Source organism: Ulvibacter litoralis, from assembly GCF_900102055.1.
Lineage (GTDB): Bacteria > Bacteroidota > Bacteroidia > Flavobacteriales > Flavobacteriaceae > Ulvibacter > Ulvibacter litoralis.
This window is the reverse complement of record NZ_FNBA01000001.1, coordinates 928,886-944,943: the sequence shown is the minus strand read 5'-3', so window position 1 is coordinate 944,943 and position 16,058 is coordinate 928,886. Positions and strand designations below refer to the sequence as shown.

The 16,058-nt window shown below is 35.6% G+C and carries 14 protein-coding genes and 1 tRNA gene; 6 read left to right on the top strand and 9 right to left on the bottom strand.

Translation table 11 applies throughout. From position 1 onward, the window contains the following. Nucleotides 1–3 precede the first annotated feature (3 nt). The gene (locus tag BLQ00_RS04365) at nt 4–552 is read right to left on the bottom strand and encodes a YceD family protein (RefSeq protein ID WP_093140987.1); all 549 of its coding nucleotides are present in this window, start codon (nt 550–552) and stop codon (nt 4–6) included. 82 nt (nt 553–634) lie between these two features. Next, nucleotides 635–1,696 (bottom strand): 4-hydroxythreonine-4-phosphate dehydrogenase PdxA, encoded by a 1,062-nt coding sequence (gene pdxA / locus BLQ00_RS04360; RefSeq protein ID WP_093140985.1) that lies wholly within the window; start codon nt 1,694–1,696, stop codon nt 635–637. 59 nt (nt 1,697–1,755) lie between these two features. On the opposite strand from pdxA, the gene BLQ00_RS04355 reads away from it, so the two are divergent. Continuing rightward, a complete protein-coding gene (locus BLQ00_RS04355; RefSeq protein WP_093140982.1) occupies nt 1,756–2,346 on the top strand; it encodes a riboflavin synthase in 591 nt (196 codons plus the stop codon). A gap of 369 nt (nt 2,347–2,715) precedes the next feature. Here the strand turns inward: BLQ00_RS04355 and BLQ00_RS04345 are convergent. Both BLQ00_RS04345 and mce read right to left on the bottom strand, forming a co-directional pair. Beyond that, nucleotides 2,716–2,789: transfer RNA gene (locus tag BLQ00_RS04345), tRNA-Ile, on the bottom strand. Nucleotides 2,790–2,832: 43 nt separating this feature from the next. Next, nucleotides 2,833–3,246 (bottom strand): methylmalonyl-CoA epimerase, encoded by a 414-nt coding sequence (gene mce, locus BLQ00_RS04340; RefSeq protein WP_093140978.1) that lies wholly within the window; start codon nt 3,244–3,246, stop codon nt 2,833–2,835. 159 nt (nt 3,247–3,405) lie between these two features. Here mce and rbfA point away from each other — a divergent pair, with 159 nt between their 5' ends. Next, on the top strand, nt 3,406–3,801 hold the full coding sequence (gene rbfA, locus BLQ00_RS04335) for a 30S ribosome-binding factor RbfA (protein ID WP_093140975.1): 396 nt from the start codon (nt 3,406–3,408) through the stop codon (nt 3,799–3,801). Nucleotide 3,802: 1 nt separating this feature from the next. Then, nucleotides 3,803–5,002, top strand: a complete 1,200-nt coding sequence (locus BLQ00_RS04330) for an ABC transporter permease (RefSeq protein WP_093140972.1) — start codon at nt 3,803–3,805, stop codon at nt 5,000–5,002. Here BLQ00_RS04330 and dusB read toward each other — a convergent pair. Beyond that, nucleotides 4,999–5,991 carry a tRNA dihydrouridine synthase DusB gene (dusB, locus tag BLQ00_RS04325; RefSeq protein WP_093140970.1) on the bottom strand — a complete coding sequence of 331 codons (993 nt, stop codon included), beginning with the start codon at nt 5,989–5,991 and terminating at the stop codon, nt 4,999–5,001. The genes BLQ00_RS04330 and dusB overlap by 4 nt on opposite strands. Before the next feature lie 60 nt (nt 5,992–6,051). Continuing rightward, nucleotides 6,052–8,454 carry an outer membrane beta-barrel protein gene (locus BLQ00_RS04320; RefSeq protein WP_093140968.1) on the bottom strand — a complete coding sequence of 801 codons (2,403 nt, stop codon included), beginning with the start codon at nt 8,452–8,454 and terminating at the stop codon, nt 6,052–6,054. 242 nt (nt 8,455–8,696) lie between these two features. Between BLQ00_RS04320 and lepA the strand changes: the two genes are divergently transcribed. Then, the gene (lepA, locus tag BLQ00_RS04315; RefSeq protein WP_093140965.1) at nt 8,697–10,493 is read left to right on the top strand and encodes a translation elongation factor 4; all 1,797 of its coding nucleotides are present in this window, start codon (nt 8,697–8,699) and stop codon (nt 10,491–10,493) included. A gap of 149 nt (nt 10,494–10,642) precedes the next feature. On the opposite strand, the gene BLQ00_RS04310 is transcribed toward lepA, so the two are convergent. From BLQ00_RS04310 to BLQ00_RS04300, 3 genes are all read right to left on the bottom strand, one after another. Continuing rightward, on the bottom strand, nt 10,643–10,909 hold the full coding sequence (locus BLQ00_RS04310) for a hypothetical protein (RefSeq protein WP_093140962.1): 267 nt from the start codon (nt 10,907–10,909) through the stop codon (nt 10,643–10,645). Nucleotides 10,910–10,999: 90 nt separating this feature from the next. Beyond that, nucleotides 11,000–11,233: a hypothetical protein gene (locus BLQ00_RS04305; protein ID WP_093140960.1), complete on the bottom strand. Its 234-nt coding sequence runs from the start codon at nt 11,231–11,233 to the stop codon at nt 11,000–11,002. 40 nt (nt 11,234–11,273) lie between these two features. Continuing rightward, nucleotides 11,274–13,136, bottom strand: coding sequence for a cation:proton antiporter (locus BLQ00_RS04300; protein ID WP_093140957.1), 1,863 nt, complete (start codon nt 13,134–13,136; stop codon nt 11,274–11,276). A gap of 349 nt (nt 13,137–13,485) precedes the next feature. On the opposite strand from BLQ00_RS04300, the gene BLQ00_RS04295 reads away from it, so the two are divergent. Then, nucleotides 13,486–14,379 (top strand): MBL fold metallo-hydrolase, encoded by an 894-nt coding sequence (locus BLQ00_RS04295; RefSeq protein ID WP_093140955.1) that lies wholly within the window; start codon nt 13,486–13,488, stop codon nt 14,377–14,379. A 12-nt stretch (nt 14,380–14,391) separates the two neighbouring features. Continuing rightward, nucleotides 14,392–16,053 (top strand): S8 family peptidase, encoded by a 1,662-nt coding sequence (locus BLQ00_RS04290; RefSeq protein ID WP_093140952.1) that lies wholly within the window; start codon nt 14,392–14,394, stop codon nt 16,051–16,053. Nucleotides 16,054–16,058: the final 5 nt, after the last annotated feature.

The following is a 16,058-nucleotide window of genomic DNA, read 5'->3' as shown; positions in this document are numbered from 1 at the left end:
ATATTATTTGTCCGTTAATAGTTTCTTTAATGTGTCCCAACGCGGGTCTGTTGTTTCGCCTTTGGTTGCATCTTTATTGGTATTGCTTCCGTTAGGACTTAATTCTTCAAGTTTGTCAAGTATGTCACTTTTTAAGGTGCCGTCTAATACTCCTGGATGAATTCTACGACTAGGTAAGCCTAGTATAATAGATTCATAAATGTATTGTTGAATGTTAACCTCATAACTTCCGTGAGGAAGTATTAATAAGTCTTCATTTTCATTATTAAAAACATCACCAAACTTAACAATAAAGTGATACTCTCCAGAAACACCCTGATTGTAGGGTTCGTTAGTGGTATCACAATTAACATTTACAGTTCCCGTATACGAAAGCGTAAACTCTAACAGTGTTGTTTTTTTGTCCAACAGTACATCGAGATTAATGTTTGCATCATTAAATTCGTCATACTCAAAATGCTCAAAGAACGGTTTTTTAATTTCAAAATCAAACCGGTGTTCTCCTAGTTTTAATCCTACAAAAGGAATGGTAAATTCTTTCATTTCCTTCATAATCCCACCTTGTTTTACTTCACCACCTTACAAATAAGGCGGGTGCAAAGATAAAAAATTATTTTAAAAGCAAATTAATTTATCAATTCTTTTTTACATAGCCTTTTTTGCGACTTATTTTTAAGGGATTTTTTGAAATTTCAAGGTATTCTTCTCTTGTTTCAAAGATCTTAATTGCGCTATAAACAGCCTCTTTAAAAGAGTCGTAATTTGCAATATTTTTTCCTGCAATGTCGTATGCAGTCCCATGGTCTGGGGATGTACGCACTTTGTTAAGTCCTGCCGTATAATTTACTCCCGACCCAAAAGCGAGTGTTTTAAAAGGGACTAAACCTTGATCGTGGTACGAAGCAATAATGGCGTCAAAATTTTTGTAATTACCCGACCCAAAGAAACTATCTGCTGCATATGGACCAAAAACTACCTTTCCATTGTTTCGAATATTGTCCAAAGCTGGCTTTAAAACGGTATCATCTTCATTTCCAATCACACCGTTATCGCCATTATGAGGATTTATACCCAACACTGCAATTTTTGGTTTTTCAATACCAAAGTCTTGAATCAAAGATTGGTTAATAGTATTAATCTTTTTATCAATTAATTCTCTAGTAATTGTTTTTGAAATATCCTTAACTGCAACGTGATCTGTTAAGAGTCCGACACGCATTGTTTCAGAAATCATGAGCATCAAACTATCGCCTTCAAGTTCTTGTGCAAGGTAATCTGTATGCCCTGGAAAATTAAACGTTTCAGATTGAATGTTTGATTTATTGATAGGTGCAGTTACCAATACATCTATTTCTGAAGTTTTTAATGCTGAAACTGCCGCTGTTAATGATTTAATGGCATAGGCTCCAATTTCAGTGTCTTCTTTTCCGAAGTTAATAGAAACAGGTTCTTTCCAAACGTTGAGTACATTTATCTTTTTATGAACAACATCACTTAATCGGTCTATTCCGTGAAGATTAACGTCTAAGTTATATTCTTTCTTAAAATAAGAAAGTAACTTTACTGAAGCAAATATAACAGGAGTGCAAAACTCTAGCATTCTAACATCTTGAAATGTCTTAAGAACAATTTCACTTCCAATTCCGTTTAGGTCTCCTATTGAAATCCCAACTATTATTTTATCCCGCTTGCTCATTCGTACGATAACGCTATTTAATTATTACTTTTGTACTACAAATGTAATTAAATGTATCCATGTTTACAGGAATAATAGAATCGATTGGTGAAATTAGTGCGCTTCGTCAAGAAGGAGAAAATCTTCACATTACTGTTGCGAGCGAATTAACTTCAGAATTAAAAATAGACCAAAGTGTATCTCACAATGGTGTTTGCTTGACAGTCGTGGCACTGAACGACACAAACTATGTGGTTACAGCCATTAAAGAGACGCTTGACAAAACAAATCTTAAAAATTTAGTCGTGGGTTCTAAAGTAAATTTAGAACGTGCCATGAAGCTTGGAGATCGTCTAGATGGTCACTTAGTACAAGGACACGTAGATGGAATTGGGGTTTGTACTAAAATTAAAGAAGCGGATGGAAGTTGGTATTTTACATTTCAATACGATAGTTCGCTTGGAAATGTGACGATTGAAAAAGGATCGATAACGGTAAATGGTGTAAGCTTAACAGTAGTAAATTCTAAGGATACTGAATTTAGTGTTGCGATTATACCCTACACTTATGAGCACACAAATTTTAACACGTTTTGTGTGGGTGATGAAATAAACTTAGAGTTTGATGTTATAGGGAAATACCTGAAAAGGCTTACGAAGCAGTATTCTTAAATTTTGACTTCACTAGAGAATAAATACCAAAAGCTAAACCTAAAACGACAAGTATTAAAATATTAGAATCAATTGGTAAAGATAAATCAATTGGAGGCAGTGGCCCTCTTCCAGGAGTGGGTGGGCCTGAACTAGCGTCTCTGGCTTGTCCAAGCATGACAGTGCTTGCAAGAATGCTAAGGACTGTAGTAGCTATGTTTTTAACGATTTGGGGTCGCATATATCGGCTAAAGTAATGATTAATTTTAAATTACAAAGAAAAAATTAAGTTATTAAAAACTTATTAACTCTGTTTTTTCGTAAAAATTGCTTAAAAACATCAAAAAAAATGTTTTTATTTTTAAATCTCTTTATCACTAACTTAAAAAGTGGTCCCACATGGGCTCGAACCATGGACCCCCTGATTATGAGTCAGGTGCTCTAACCAGCTGAGCTATGGGACCGAAAACAGTTTGCAAATGTAAAACTCTTTACAAATCCTGCAAACTATTTATCGTTAATATTTGCATCTTGACAAAGTTCGACTAAAACTCCGTGAGATGATTTAGGGTGTAAAAAAACAACAATCTTGCCATCTGCCCCTTGTTTGGGCGTTTCATTCAAGACTCTAAACCCTTCCTTTTGTAATCTTTTTACTTCTGCTTCAATATCTGTAACTGCAAAAGCGATGTGATGAATACCCTCCCCTTTCTTTTCAATAAATTTAGCGATAGGACTATTCTCGTTAGTCGCTTCTAATAATTCTATTTTACTATCGCCACATTTAAAAAAGGAAGTCTTCACACCTTCACCTTCTACCGTTTCGGTTTTGTAATGCTCATATCCTAGAAGACTTTTATACACTTTATTTGCTTCCTCAATATTCGCAACTGCAATACCTATATGTTCAATTTTATTCATTCTATATTGTATCGTATCTCTTTCAAAAATAGTAAAACTTCCTACTGAAATACCCTTCTAATGTTAAGAATTGTTTAAAAAACTGCGAAATGAAGCCTCTAAACACATAACAATGTTATAAATATGCTTGGAAAGTAATTATTGTACTACTTTTGCAACATGGAAGAAAGCAACAGACAGAAAAAGATCGCGGGCGTATTACAAAACGACCTTGCCATAGTATTACAAAACATGCTTCGTGAAATGGGGCAACAGGGAATTCTTATTTCCGTAAGTAAAGTAGGAGTTACCGTAGACCTTTCCATAGCAAAAGTATATGTAAGTGTATTCCCTTCAGAAAAAGCAAACCCAATTGTTGCCGAACTGAACGAGGTAAAACCTAAAATTAAGCATCAAATCGCGCAATTAACAAAGCATCAACTTCGTAAAATGCCTGATTTAACGTTCTACAACGACGATTCATTAGATTATATCGAAACTATTGATAAAGCCGTAAAGGGAGAAGAAAATCCAATCAAAAATCCAGACTTACTGGAAAAAAGAAAAAGGTCTTAACGTGAATTTCCCGCTGTACATTGCAAAACGCTATTTGTTTTCAAAAAGCAGCAATAATGCAATTAACATCATAACAATTATTGCAGCTATTGGTGTTGTAGTAGGAGCTGTGGCGTTATTTATTGTGCTCTCAGGATTTGCAGGACTGAAAGATTTTAGCCTTCAGTTTTCTTCTGTATTTGATAGTGATCTTAAAATCACTCCTGCCAATGGCAAAACACTTCAGTTTACCAAAAATTCTGAGGAAAAATTAAAAAATATTGAAGGCATTGAAGCGTTTTCAAAAATAATTGAAGAGCGTGTCTTTTTGCATTTTAAAGACAAAAATGAAATCACTTATATAAAAGGAGTCGATCAAAACTTTGGGAATGTTATTCAGACCGATAGTATTTTAGCCTACGATTACTGGTTTATTCCCGGACAAAATGAAGTGGTTATTGGCATTGGAACTTCTCAAAAACTGTCATTAGGAACCCGAGATTACGGTAATTTATTAGAAATATACGTACCCAAACCGTATGAAGGTCAGAAACTAGATCCTACTCAAGTATTTAACAAACAACAAGTTGTAGTAACAGGTATTTACGATGTAAATCTAGATTTAAATAATAAATACATTTTTTCAGATATTGATTTTGCTAGAAATTTGCTGAAAGTAGACTCTACAAGTATTTCGGCTATTGAGTTAAAACTAGCACCAGGAGTTTCAGAAAAAGACATTAGAAAAGAAATTGAAGTGCTCTTTTCTGAAGATATCCTACTCAAAAATAGAATACAGCAAAACGATGCGCTTTATAAAATGCTGAATACTGAAAATATCGCGGTATACCTCATCTTTACCTTAGTGCTCATCATCGCGCTTTTTAATGTTATTGGCTCTATTATTATGATGATTTTAGACAAGCGGAAAAACATTAAAACACTCTATAACATGGGAGCTGATTTGAAAGATATTCGGAAAATTTTCTTTCTTCAAGGTACGCTTATGACTGTCTTAGGAGGGTTGTTGGGAATCGTAATTGGTGTGTTAGTGGTTGCCGCACAATTAAAATTTAAGTTCATTAATATCACAGCCTCTTTGCCGTATCCCGTAAAGTTAGAGCCTATAAATATTGTTATTGTGTTTGCCACCATTTCAATTTTAGGTTTGGTGGCTTCAAAAATTGCGTCAAGTAGGGTTAGAGAAAAGTTATTGCTTTAACTAAACTGAAAGTCTCCAAATTTTTCTAAAACCTCATCGAAAGCAGCAAATACATCTACCGATTCATCGCTGGTTACCATCTTCATTCGGTATTGTTTAAAATCTGGAATGCCTTTAAAGTAGTTGGTATAATGACGTCTGGTTTCAAAAACGCCTAATTTTTCTCCCTTCCAATCTATAGACATCTGAAGGTGACGTTTTGCCGCTTCTACACGCTCGGTCATGGTAGGTGGAGCACAATGTGTTCCGGTTTCAAAAAAGTGCTTTACTTCTCTAAAAAACCAAGGATATCCAATACTTGCACGACCAATCATCGCGCCATCCAATCCATATTTGTCGCGCATCTCCATAGCTCTTTCTGGCGTATCTACGTCGCCGTTTCCAAAAACGGGAATGTGCATACGTTGGTTGTTTTTTACGTCGGCAATAGGTGCCCAATCGGCATTTCCTTTATATAATTGTGCACGCGTACGCCCGTGAATAGAAATCGCTTTACAACCCACATCTTGCAATCGTTCTGCAACCTCCACAATTTTTATGGAATCGTGATCCCATCCTAATCTTGTTTTTACAGTAATAGGCAAGTTGGTGTGTTTTACCATTGCTTCCGTTAGAGAAACCATTAAATCGATGTCTTTTAAAATTCCGGCGCCTGCCCCTTTTGAAACTACTTTTTTCACTGGGCAACCAAAATTAATATCAATAATATCAGGTCCGCTGGCTTCTACAATTTCGATAGATCGCAACATAGATTCTAATACAGCACCAAAAATCTGAATTCCGACCGGACGCTCTTTTTCGTAGATGTCTAGTTTCATCACACTTTTTGCCGCGTCTCGAATAAGTCCTTCCGAAGAGATAAACTCAGTATATACCACATCTGCACCTTGTTCTTTACACAATGCACGAAAAGGTGGATCGCTTACGTCCTCCATAGGAGCTAATAATAACGGGAAATCTCCAACGTCTATGTTACCAATCTTTGCCATAATTGCTGCAAAAATAGCGAATAATCTGTTTGGTTTTAAAAAAGAAAAAAAAGTGTGTGATTATAGGCGATTACCCTCTTCTATATTTGAAGACCTGTTGTTGTCGCGAAGGCGGGCGTTTCCGAAGTTATAAGTAAAGCCAAGTCGGAACAAACGAGATTCTGCTCTAGCAAAATATCCATTGTCTTGGTTATAATAGTTTGAAATTACAGGCGCATTATTGGTGTCAAAAATATCATCAACACCCACGGTTATGCTCGCTCTTTTATCCCAAAAAGATTTTCGAAACGAAATAGAAGTATTGAACTGATTTTTATAATTATAGGCTCCAAAAATAAGGTTTGAAACATACACACTTGTTAGATTTGCTGTTAGATTCTGTTTTTTTGAAAGCGTAAAACTATTATATAATGACCCATAAAAACCCAATGTATTATTCGAATAGGTTTCTTCAACACTTGCTTCGGAATAGAATTCGTTTTGCATGTAAAAACTCGAAGTTGTGAAATGAAAATACCACCAAGGTTTTAATGAATCTGCAAATACGATGTCAAGGCTGTATTGAAAGTCTTTAATTAAATTAGACTCTAAGTTTCTAATAAGCCTACTATCGTTGTCTTGAAAAGTGAGCTGACTCAAGCTATTTTTAAGATTTTGATAATACAGTTCGAAAAACCATTTGCTTTTATAATCGTAGCTAATGGTAATTGTACTTTCAATGGAAGGCACCAAGTTTGGATTCCCTCCATTGTAATTATTTTCAGTAATAAAATATTTAAACGGGTTTAAACTCGAATAGTGAGGTCTGGAAATTGCTCTCTTATAACTTACGCCTAGATTACTGTTTTTGTTAAGAATACGGGTTAAATTTACAGTAGGAAACAGCTCAAAATACTTTTGTGTTTCCACTTCGCCCAACGATTTAGAAACAGCGTCAATATGGGTGTACTCGCCTCTTAGACCTGCAGAAAAACTCCACTTATCCCAGTCTTTGGCATAATTTACATACTCTGCATACACATTTTCATGGTAGTCAAAATCGTCAGAAAGTGATTCGTTAAACTGTTGGCTGCTATTTTCGCCCGCTAAAAAGTCTAAAACATTTTTGGTGTCTGTATCTGTAAATTTCATTCCAGCTTCAAAAGTACCTCCAACCAAGTTTGTCGTAAGATCTGCCTGACTGGTTATAATATTTGTTTTTTGTGACGAATTGTTTAAAAACGTACTATTCCGAAGAAAATCTCCATTGGGTAAAAAATAATCAGTAGCGACATCTTGAACCTGATCACTATCATAATCAATGTAATTAGCTTGTACTTTTAAAGTACTGCCTTCTTTATCTAACTCAATTTTATAATCTACATTAAATGCTAGATTCGATTTATCATTCTCTACAGCACTCAAGGTTGTAAAGGTAGAGTCTAACGCACGGGCTCCATTATAAATTTCTGCAAGACCTGTATTATGAAAGGTCATATTTGGCGAAACAAACATATTTGCTGTAACGCCTAACGTCTGGTTTTTTGCAAGGTTAAAGTCTGCAATAATTGTGGCTTGATGCGCTTTTGAACGAGTGGTACGATTAAAATTAGATTCCCAAAAAGAGTTTGTGCTTCCGTCTGGGTTAAAATACCGAATGTGATTATCGTCGTCTTTAAATTCTTTCCGAGGACTAAAATTATAGCTTCCGTAGAAATTTACCCAATTGTTTTTATAAAAATGGGAGGTTCCTAAATTATACTTTGCATAAACCGCCTGTTCGTATCTACTCGTAACGCTTCCTTTATACCCTACGGAAACTGCTCTAGACGTAATAATATTTAAAACAGCCCCAGCGTCAGCGTCGTATTTAGCAGAGGGGTTTGTAATTACTTCAACCGATTTAATTGCGGAAGCATCTAAGTTTTCTAACAACGAGATTACTTCCGAAGAAGAAAGGTACACTCTTTTCCCATTTATATAAATTACAGGGTGCGAAAATTTAATTTTAATTTCATCTCCCACAACCAATACGCCGGGTGTTTTTTTCAATAAATCGAAAGTACTTCCTACGGAAAGTGCTGTGTTTTCAACATTAAAAATTAGTTTCCCAGCCGTTTTTTGAAGCGTTGGTTTTTTTGCTACCACTACAGCTTCATCTAAAGCTTCAGCCGACGCTTCCAATTTAATTTTTCCGACTTTTTTTTCTGAAACAACCTCAATTAGTTGCTCTTTGGTAGTAAAACCAATAAAACTGAAGGTGATTTTATAAGTAGCGGGCGCAACATTTGTTAATTGAAAGGTTCCATCTTCTTCGGTCGTAACTCCCTTAAAAGGTTCAGTAGCATCTTGTTCAAACAACAAAACATTAACAAACGATAACGGCAAACTCTCTGAATCTAAAACAGTCCCACTAATTGAAGTTTCTTGCGAAAAGGCAGTGCTTACAAGGAATAAGAGGATATAATAAACATTTTTTTTCAAGTCCAGGTGTGAGGTTAATGCCGAACAAAGTAAATTTGTATGGTTTGTTATAAAAGCTTTTTTAAGTGTTTATTTCACGGGGAATTGAAAGAAATTTCTTGCCAAAAAACTTCACGATAAAATTAGGGTATTATTTAAAATTGAAGAAAATAAATTTCAGTTTTTTTCATTTTTTACAAGAATAGTAAAAACCTACGTTTTTAAACTATATTTGCAAGTTAATAGGTACGAGGTAAAAGCATATGAAGAATATTAGAAATTTTTGCATTATAGCACATATTGACCACGGAAAAAGTACGTTGGCCGATCGACTTTTAGATGCAACAGGAACTGTAACTTCTCGTGAAAAACAAGCTCAATTGTTAGACAGCATGGATCTTGAGCGAGAACGCGGAATTACAATAAAAAGTCACGCCATTCAAATGGAATATACCTTTGAAGGTGAAAACTATATTTTAAACCTAATCGATACTCCGGGACACGTAGATTTTTCATACGAAGTGTCTCGTTCTATTGCTGCTTGTGAAGGTGCTTTACTTATTGTAGATGCCGCACAAAGCATTCAGGCGCAAACAATTTCTAATTTATACTTAGCCTTAGAAAACGATTTAGAAATTATTCCTGTATTAAACAAAGTAGATTTACCTTCTGCGAATGTTGAAGAGGTTACAGATGATATTGTAGATTTATTAGGATGTAGCCCAGACGAAGTAATTCCTGCAAGTGCAAAAACAGGTATTGGTATTGAAGAAATTCTACACGCCATTATTGCACGTGTTCCGCCACCAAAAGGAAATGCAGATCAGCCGTTACAAGCTTTAATTTTTGACTCTGTTTACAATCCCTTTAGAGGTGTTGAAACGTATTTTAGAGTCTTAAATGGTGAAATTAGAAAAGGACAGCATATTAAATTCATGGCTACCGGAAAGTCTTATTTTGCAGACGAAGTTGGAACCTTAAAACTGAAACAAGCGCCTAAAGATGTTATTAAAACAGGAGATGTTGGGTATTTAATTACTGGAATTAAAGAAGCGAAAGAAGTAAAAGTAGGTGATACGATTACCGATTCTAAAACGCCAACCACCAATATGATTGAAGGGTTTGAAGACGTAAAACCGATGGTTTTCGCAGGGATTTACCCTGTAGATACCGAAGATTACGAAGAGCTTCGAAATTCGATGGAAAAACTACAACTAAACGATGCTTCTTTGGTATTTCAACCAGAGAGTTCGGCGGCACTTGGTTTTGGGTTCCGCTGTGGATTTTTAGGAATGCTTCACCTTGAAATTATTCAAGAGCGTTTGGAGCGAGAATTCGATATGACTGTAATTACTACGGTTCCTAACGTTTCGTATCAAGCGTACACACATAAAAACCCAGACACCGTTATATTAGTAAACAACCCTTCAGATTTACCGGAGCCCTCTTCGTTAAATCGAGTGGAAGAACCGTATATAAAAGCAACCATCATTACAAAATCCGACTTTGTTGGGAACGTAATGTCACTGTGTATTGAAAAACGTGGTGAAATAACCAATCAAACTTATTTAACCACCGAGCGTGTAGAATTAAGCTTTGATATGCCGTTGGCTGAAATTGTTTTCGACTTTTACGATCGTTTAAAAACAGTTTCAAAAGGATATGCTTCATTTGATTATTCGCCCATTGGAATGCGTGCTTCACACTTAGTGAAAGTAGATGTATTACTTAATGGTAACATTGTCGATGCGCTTTCAGCATTATTACACAAAGACAATGCCTACGATATTGGGAAGAAAATGTGTGAAAAATTACGTCAGTTAATCCCAAGACAACAATTTGATATTCCAATACAAGCAGCGATTGGAGCCAAAATTATTTCTAGAGAAACGGTAAAAGCACTTCGGAAAGATGTAACGGCTAAATGTTACGGAGGAGATATTTCTCGTAAACGTAAGCTGTTAGAGAAACAGAAAAAAGGAAAGAAACGGATGCGCCAAGTGGGTAACGTAGAAATTCCACAAGAAGCGTTTATGGCGGTTCTTAAATTGAATGATTAAAAGACGGAGTCTAAAAAGGCATTATTTAATCATTTTGTCTAGTCGAGCGCAGTCGAGACCTAGTTAACAATGAAAAACTTGAAGTTCTCAACTGCTCTCGAACGGACACTAAATTTTACTTTTTAGACTCCAATTTCTAGTGCTTCAACTTAATTACAAGGTAAAATACTAATTGCTAATTCGGTAGATGCTTGGGTTTGGGCATCAAAACAATCGGCATTAATTAATGCCTGAAGCGAATTTCTTAAAGAGATACAGTTATCGTTTGAAGGATTATCTGCGTAAGCATCTGAGGCATTATCTGCTTCAATCGTTAATGCAGCACAATCTAATGCCTCTACGGTATCATCATCACTTTTACAAGAGGTGACGACCATTGCTATTACAACAAGGGTGCTAAGTACTAATTTTTTCATGTGTGTGGTTTTTGTGTTAAGTCTTTAAATATCAGTATAATAAAGCACTTACACAAAAATTGAAGCCAAAAAAAGGGTTTTTCCTTTTCACTAATTCTCACCACAGCTTACGCCCACTTCTACTAAATCTGCCATATAAACTTCATACGAAGTACCTGTATTTTCTCCATTTACAGAGGCGTTTCCGTCACTCTCTTGGCAAACTTGAAAAACACTTGTTTGTGGTGAACTACAGCTTACACATGAAGGTCCATCGTCACTTTTACAAGAAAATAATAGGATAGAGACACCACAAATGAGAAAGAAAGCTTTTAATGTAGTCATAGATGTACTTTTGAATAAAGAAAACGTATTGAACTCGTTTTTATTTTTCTTTCAGTTCCTGTTCCTTTTTGGTATTCATTAAATCTTCAAAATCCATCGGCTTTCCAATGTAGACTAGGTTGCAATTTTCGGTAACCTCCATTTCGGAAGGTGTATTAATAATATCTAAAAATCCGTCCGATCTTTTCAAAAATAAGGCAATGGCATTTTCATCCTGTTCAATAATCTGTAATAAGTGCATAAAATCGTTATGAGATTCGACAGGGATTTCTTGAATGGATGGGAAGTTACTCGCTACTTGTGTAAATTTCACATAATCATGCGTATGTGAAAACAGTTCTTTAGACGAAAGATTTTCATTGTTTTTAAGTTCTTCTGGTGTGATTAAACGAAAGGTTCCTGTTTCTCCAAATTGCTTTCCGAAGCGCCTAATCGCCTGTTTATTAATTTCGTCGTTTCCAGTCATTGCTAACAAATAACCTACATCATTTAATTCGATATTATCGGTTAAGTCATCTGAATAAATATTAGCATTAATGGCTTCTAGTCCCAACTCTTTCGCTTTATTAATATTAAACTCATTCGTATCGACCAAAACAACATGTCGTTTGCTTTTTTGAAGGTACTTCGCAATAATTCGTGATACTTTGGAAGCTCCTACCATTAGTATTCCTTCCGAAGTCTCTAAGAAGACCCCTACAATTCTAGCAAATAAACGCGCAGTTGTTGCGTTTAACAGCACCGTAATTAACACCACCGAAAATACCAAAGGGGTAATGTATTCGGCTCCTGGCTCTCCTAAAATTACCAACTTTGTTCCAAATAAAGAAGCGATCCCAGCAGCGACAATACCTCTTGGTCCTACCCAACTTATAAAGAGTTTCTCATTAACTTTTAAGGAAGATCCTATGGTACTCATAAACACACTTAACGGACGAAGTACAAAAATGATAATAGCAAGTAAAACTGCTGTTTTCCAGTTGTATATTAACATTAAATCATCGATACTAATATTTGCCGCCAATAAAATAAAGAGGATAGAAATTAACAAAACACTTAATGACTCTTTAAAATAAAGCAACTCCTTCAAACTTGGAAGATCACTATTTCCTAAAAACATTCCCATTACCACAACTGCTAAAAGCCCCGATTCGTGTGCAAATTGATCGCTCAATACAAAAACAGATAATACAATAGATAGGGATACAACATTTAGTAAATAATGTGGAATCACTTTTCTTTTCACAGCTTGATACAATGCAAAACCTCCCGTTAACCCAAAAGCAAAACCGATTAGCAAAATCGTTCCGAAGTCTAATAATGCCTGCTTAGTGTACCCTGCTCCTCCCCCGATACCGATAAATTCAAAAATAAGAACGGCTACTAATGCGCCGATGGGATCTATTAAAATTCCTTCCCATTTTAATACTGCGGAAACATCTTTCTTTAGAGGAATATTCCGTAAAATAGGCGTAATTACGGTCGGTCCAGTAACTATAATTAAAGATGAAAATAACAATGAAATTTTCCAACTAAGACCAAAGACGTAATGAGCAGCAAGTCCTGCGCCTACAAATGTGATTGCAGCTCCAATACTAATTAGTTTTCCAATAACAGGTCCGACTTTTGAAATTTCACCGCGTTTTAATGTTAGTCCTCCTTCAAATAGAATGATTCCAATCGCTAGCGACACAAAATAGAATAGGTTTTCTCCGGGAAACAATCCACTTTCACCATTCCAAATTGGGCGAATCCACTGTGAACCGTCTTCAGAAATTAATGTTGAAATAGGGCCAACCAATAGTCCAATAAGAATGAGCGGTAAAATGGCAGGAATTTTAAATTTCCAAGCGACCCATTGCGCTATAATTCCTAAAATAATAATTCCGGCGAGTTCGAGCATTCTTTAAATTTTGATTAAAAATAGTAAGTTTTGACGAGTATTAAATATCAAAAAGTTGGAATCGTGCTATAAAACACATCTATTTATTTGTAAACAACTCGTTTTTAGTAATTAATAAATAAAAATGAATCATTTCTGTACATCTTATAGTTTGGCAATGTAATAATAGCAATTCTAATTAAATACCAAGAAAAGCTTAAAAATTTTATGTTTTCGTTTTTAAAGCTTTCCCTTAGGACTGTATTTTTCATAAAATTGATTCCTATTTGTTAAAAATAATATAATTAATTGATGTTGTATTTAACATACTGTAACGCTTTTAGTAATTTGCAACGATATAATACAGACTATGAAATTATATCCTATTGAAGCCGGAAACTTTAAACTTGACGGTGGTGCAATGTTTGGTGTCGTGCCAAAATCACTTTGGTCCAGAACCAATCCAGCCGATAGCAATAATATGATCGATATGGCAACACGCTGCTTGCTTATTGAAAACGGGGACAGACTTACGCTTATCGATACCGGAATGGGCGATAAACAATCTGAAAAGTTTTTTAATTATTACTATCAATGGGGCGATTTTGACATTGATTCTTCTTTAAAAAAACACGGATTTCACCGCGATGATATTACCGATGTGTTTATGACACACCTTCATTTTGATCATTGTGGAGGTAGTGTTCAATGGAATAAAGACAGAACTGGATACGAAACAGCTTTTAAAAATGCCTCTTTTTGGACCAACGAAAATCACTGGCAATGGGCGACACAGCCTAATCAACGTGAAAAAGCATCTTTCTTAAAAGAAAACATCCTTCCTATGGAAGAGAGTGGACAATTAAAATTTGTAGCAGGTCCTAATCGCTTAAGTTCTTCGGAAGCCATTTCTAAAAAGAACGATTTTGCAGAAGCCAACGAACTCGATTTTAGCCTTCTTTTTGTGGATGGTCATACTGAAAAACAAATGATTCCGCATATTAATTACAAAGGGAAAACCATTGTTTTTGCTGCCGATTTATTGCCTACAGCTGGACATTTGCCTATTCCGTATGTAATGGGCTACGATACCAGACCCTTGCTAACAATGCCCGAAAAAGAACAATTTTTAAAGGCTGCAGCAGACCACAATTACTATTTATTTTTAGAGCACGATGCTCACAACCAAATAATTACCGTAAAGCATACCGAAAAAGGTGTACGCCTTAACGAAAGCTTTACTTTTAACGAACTCTTTAATTAATTCAAAAAACACATGAAAATTTTTAAAACTTCACTTTTAGTAGCTTCAGCAGCCATCATGGCTAGTTGTGGTGGTGGTAGCGCCCCAATTATTTCAACTCCTATAGCTAATATAGATACGCTTCCACTAAAAATTACGCCTTTAACAGACGACCAGACTAAAGACTGGCCTATGTACGATTTGGCAAATGACACTGTTCCTGGAATGAGTGTTACTAGAGCGTATTCAGAAATAATTAAAAACAACAAAGGTCAAAAAGTAATTGTTGCTGTTATCGATAGTGGAATTGACATTGAACACGAAGATTTAAAAAATGTCATTTGGACCAACCCTAAAGAAATTCCTGGAAACAATATTGACGACGATAAAAACGGATATGTAGACGATATTCACGGGTGGAACTTTTTAGGTGATATTGTTGCTGAAAATATGGAATACGTTCGTATCATCAGAAAATTAAGTCCGAAATACGACGGAAAAACAGAAGCTTCAATTAGTGCTGCAGATCGTGAAGAATTTGCAATGTTTCAACAAGCAAAAGCTGAATTCGAAAAAGATTCTCAAGAAGCATTAGCGAATAAAACTCAATACGAACAAATCCTTTCTCAAGTAACTCCTGCACATGCTGCAATGACTAAAAAATTAGGGAAAGAAGACTATACGAAGAAAGATTTAGCGGCTATCGCAAATCCTTCCGAAGCAGAACAACAACAAATAGCAACGCTTACGCAAATGCTAAACTTTGGAAGTACGGTTCCAGCTGTTGTAAAACAATTAACTGGAGGAATCGATTATTTTGGAGGTCGTTTAGATACACACTTCAACATGACAGAAGACTTTAGAGGAGTGTTGGGAGATAATCCTGATGACATTACAGACAAGTACTACGGAAACAACGATGTTGATGGTCCAGATCCTAAAAAAGAAGATGCGAAACACGGAACACACGTAGCAGGTATTATTGCAGCACAACGCAACAATGGTATTGGTATGGACGGTGTTGCTAACAACGTTGAAATAATGGTTGTTCGTGCTGTGCCAGATGGTGATGAGTACGATAAAGATGTTGCTTTGGCAATTCGTTACGCAGTAGATAATGGAGCAAAAGTGATCAATACTAGCTTCGGAAAGTACTATTCTACCCATCCAGAATGGGTTTGGGATGCAATTAAATATGCAGCTTCTAAAGATGTATTAATTGTAAATGCAGCTGGAAATGAAGGAATCAACTTAGATACAAAACAAGTATATCCAAACGATCAAAAAGGAACTGGAGCTGAAATGGGTGATACTTTTATCACAATTGGAGCCTTAAACTATAAGTATGGAAGTGAAATGGTTGCAAATTTCTCTAACTTTGGAAAGTCAAGCGTTGATGTATTTTCTCCTGGGGTTAAAATTTGGTCTACAACACCTTTAAACACTTACGAATACCTTCAAGGTACGTCTATGGCATCTCCGGAAGTTGCAGGAGTAGCAGCGATAATTCGTTCACATTACCCTAAACTTTCAGCAAAACAAGTAAAACACATCATAATGGATAGTGGTCTTACTTCTAACACTCCTGTAATTTTAGGAGGAGATCCTTCTAATCAAGATAAATTTGCAAATATCTCTAAGTCGGGGAAAATGGTGAATTTATACAATGCGCTTATTATGGCGTCTAAAATGTAAAAAAA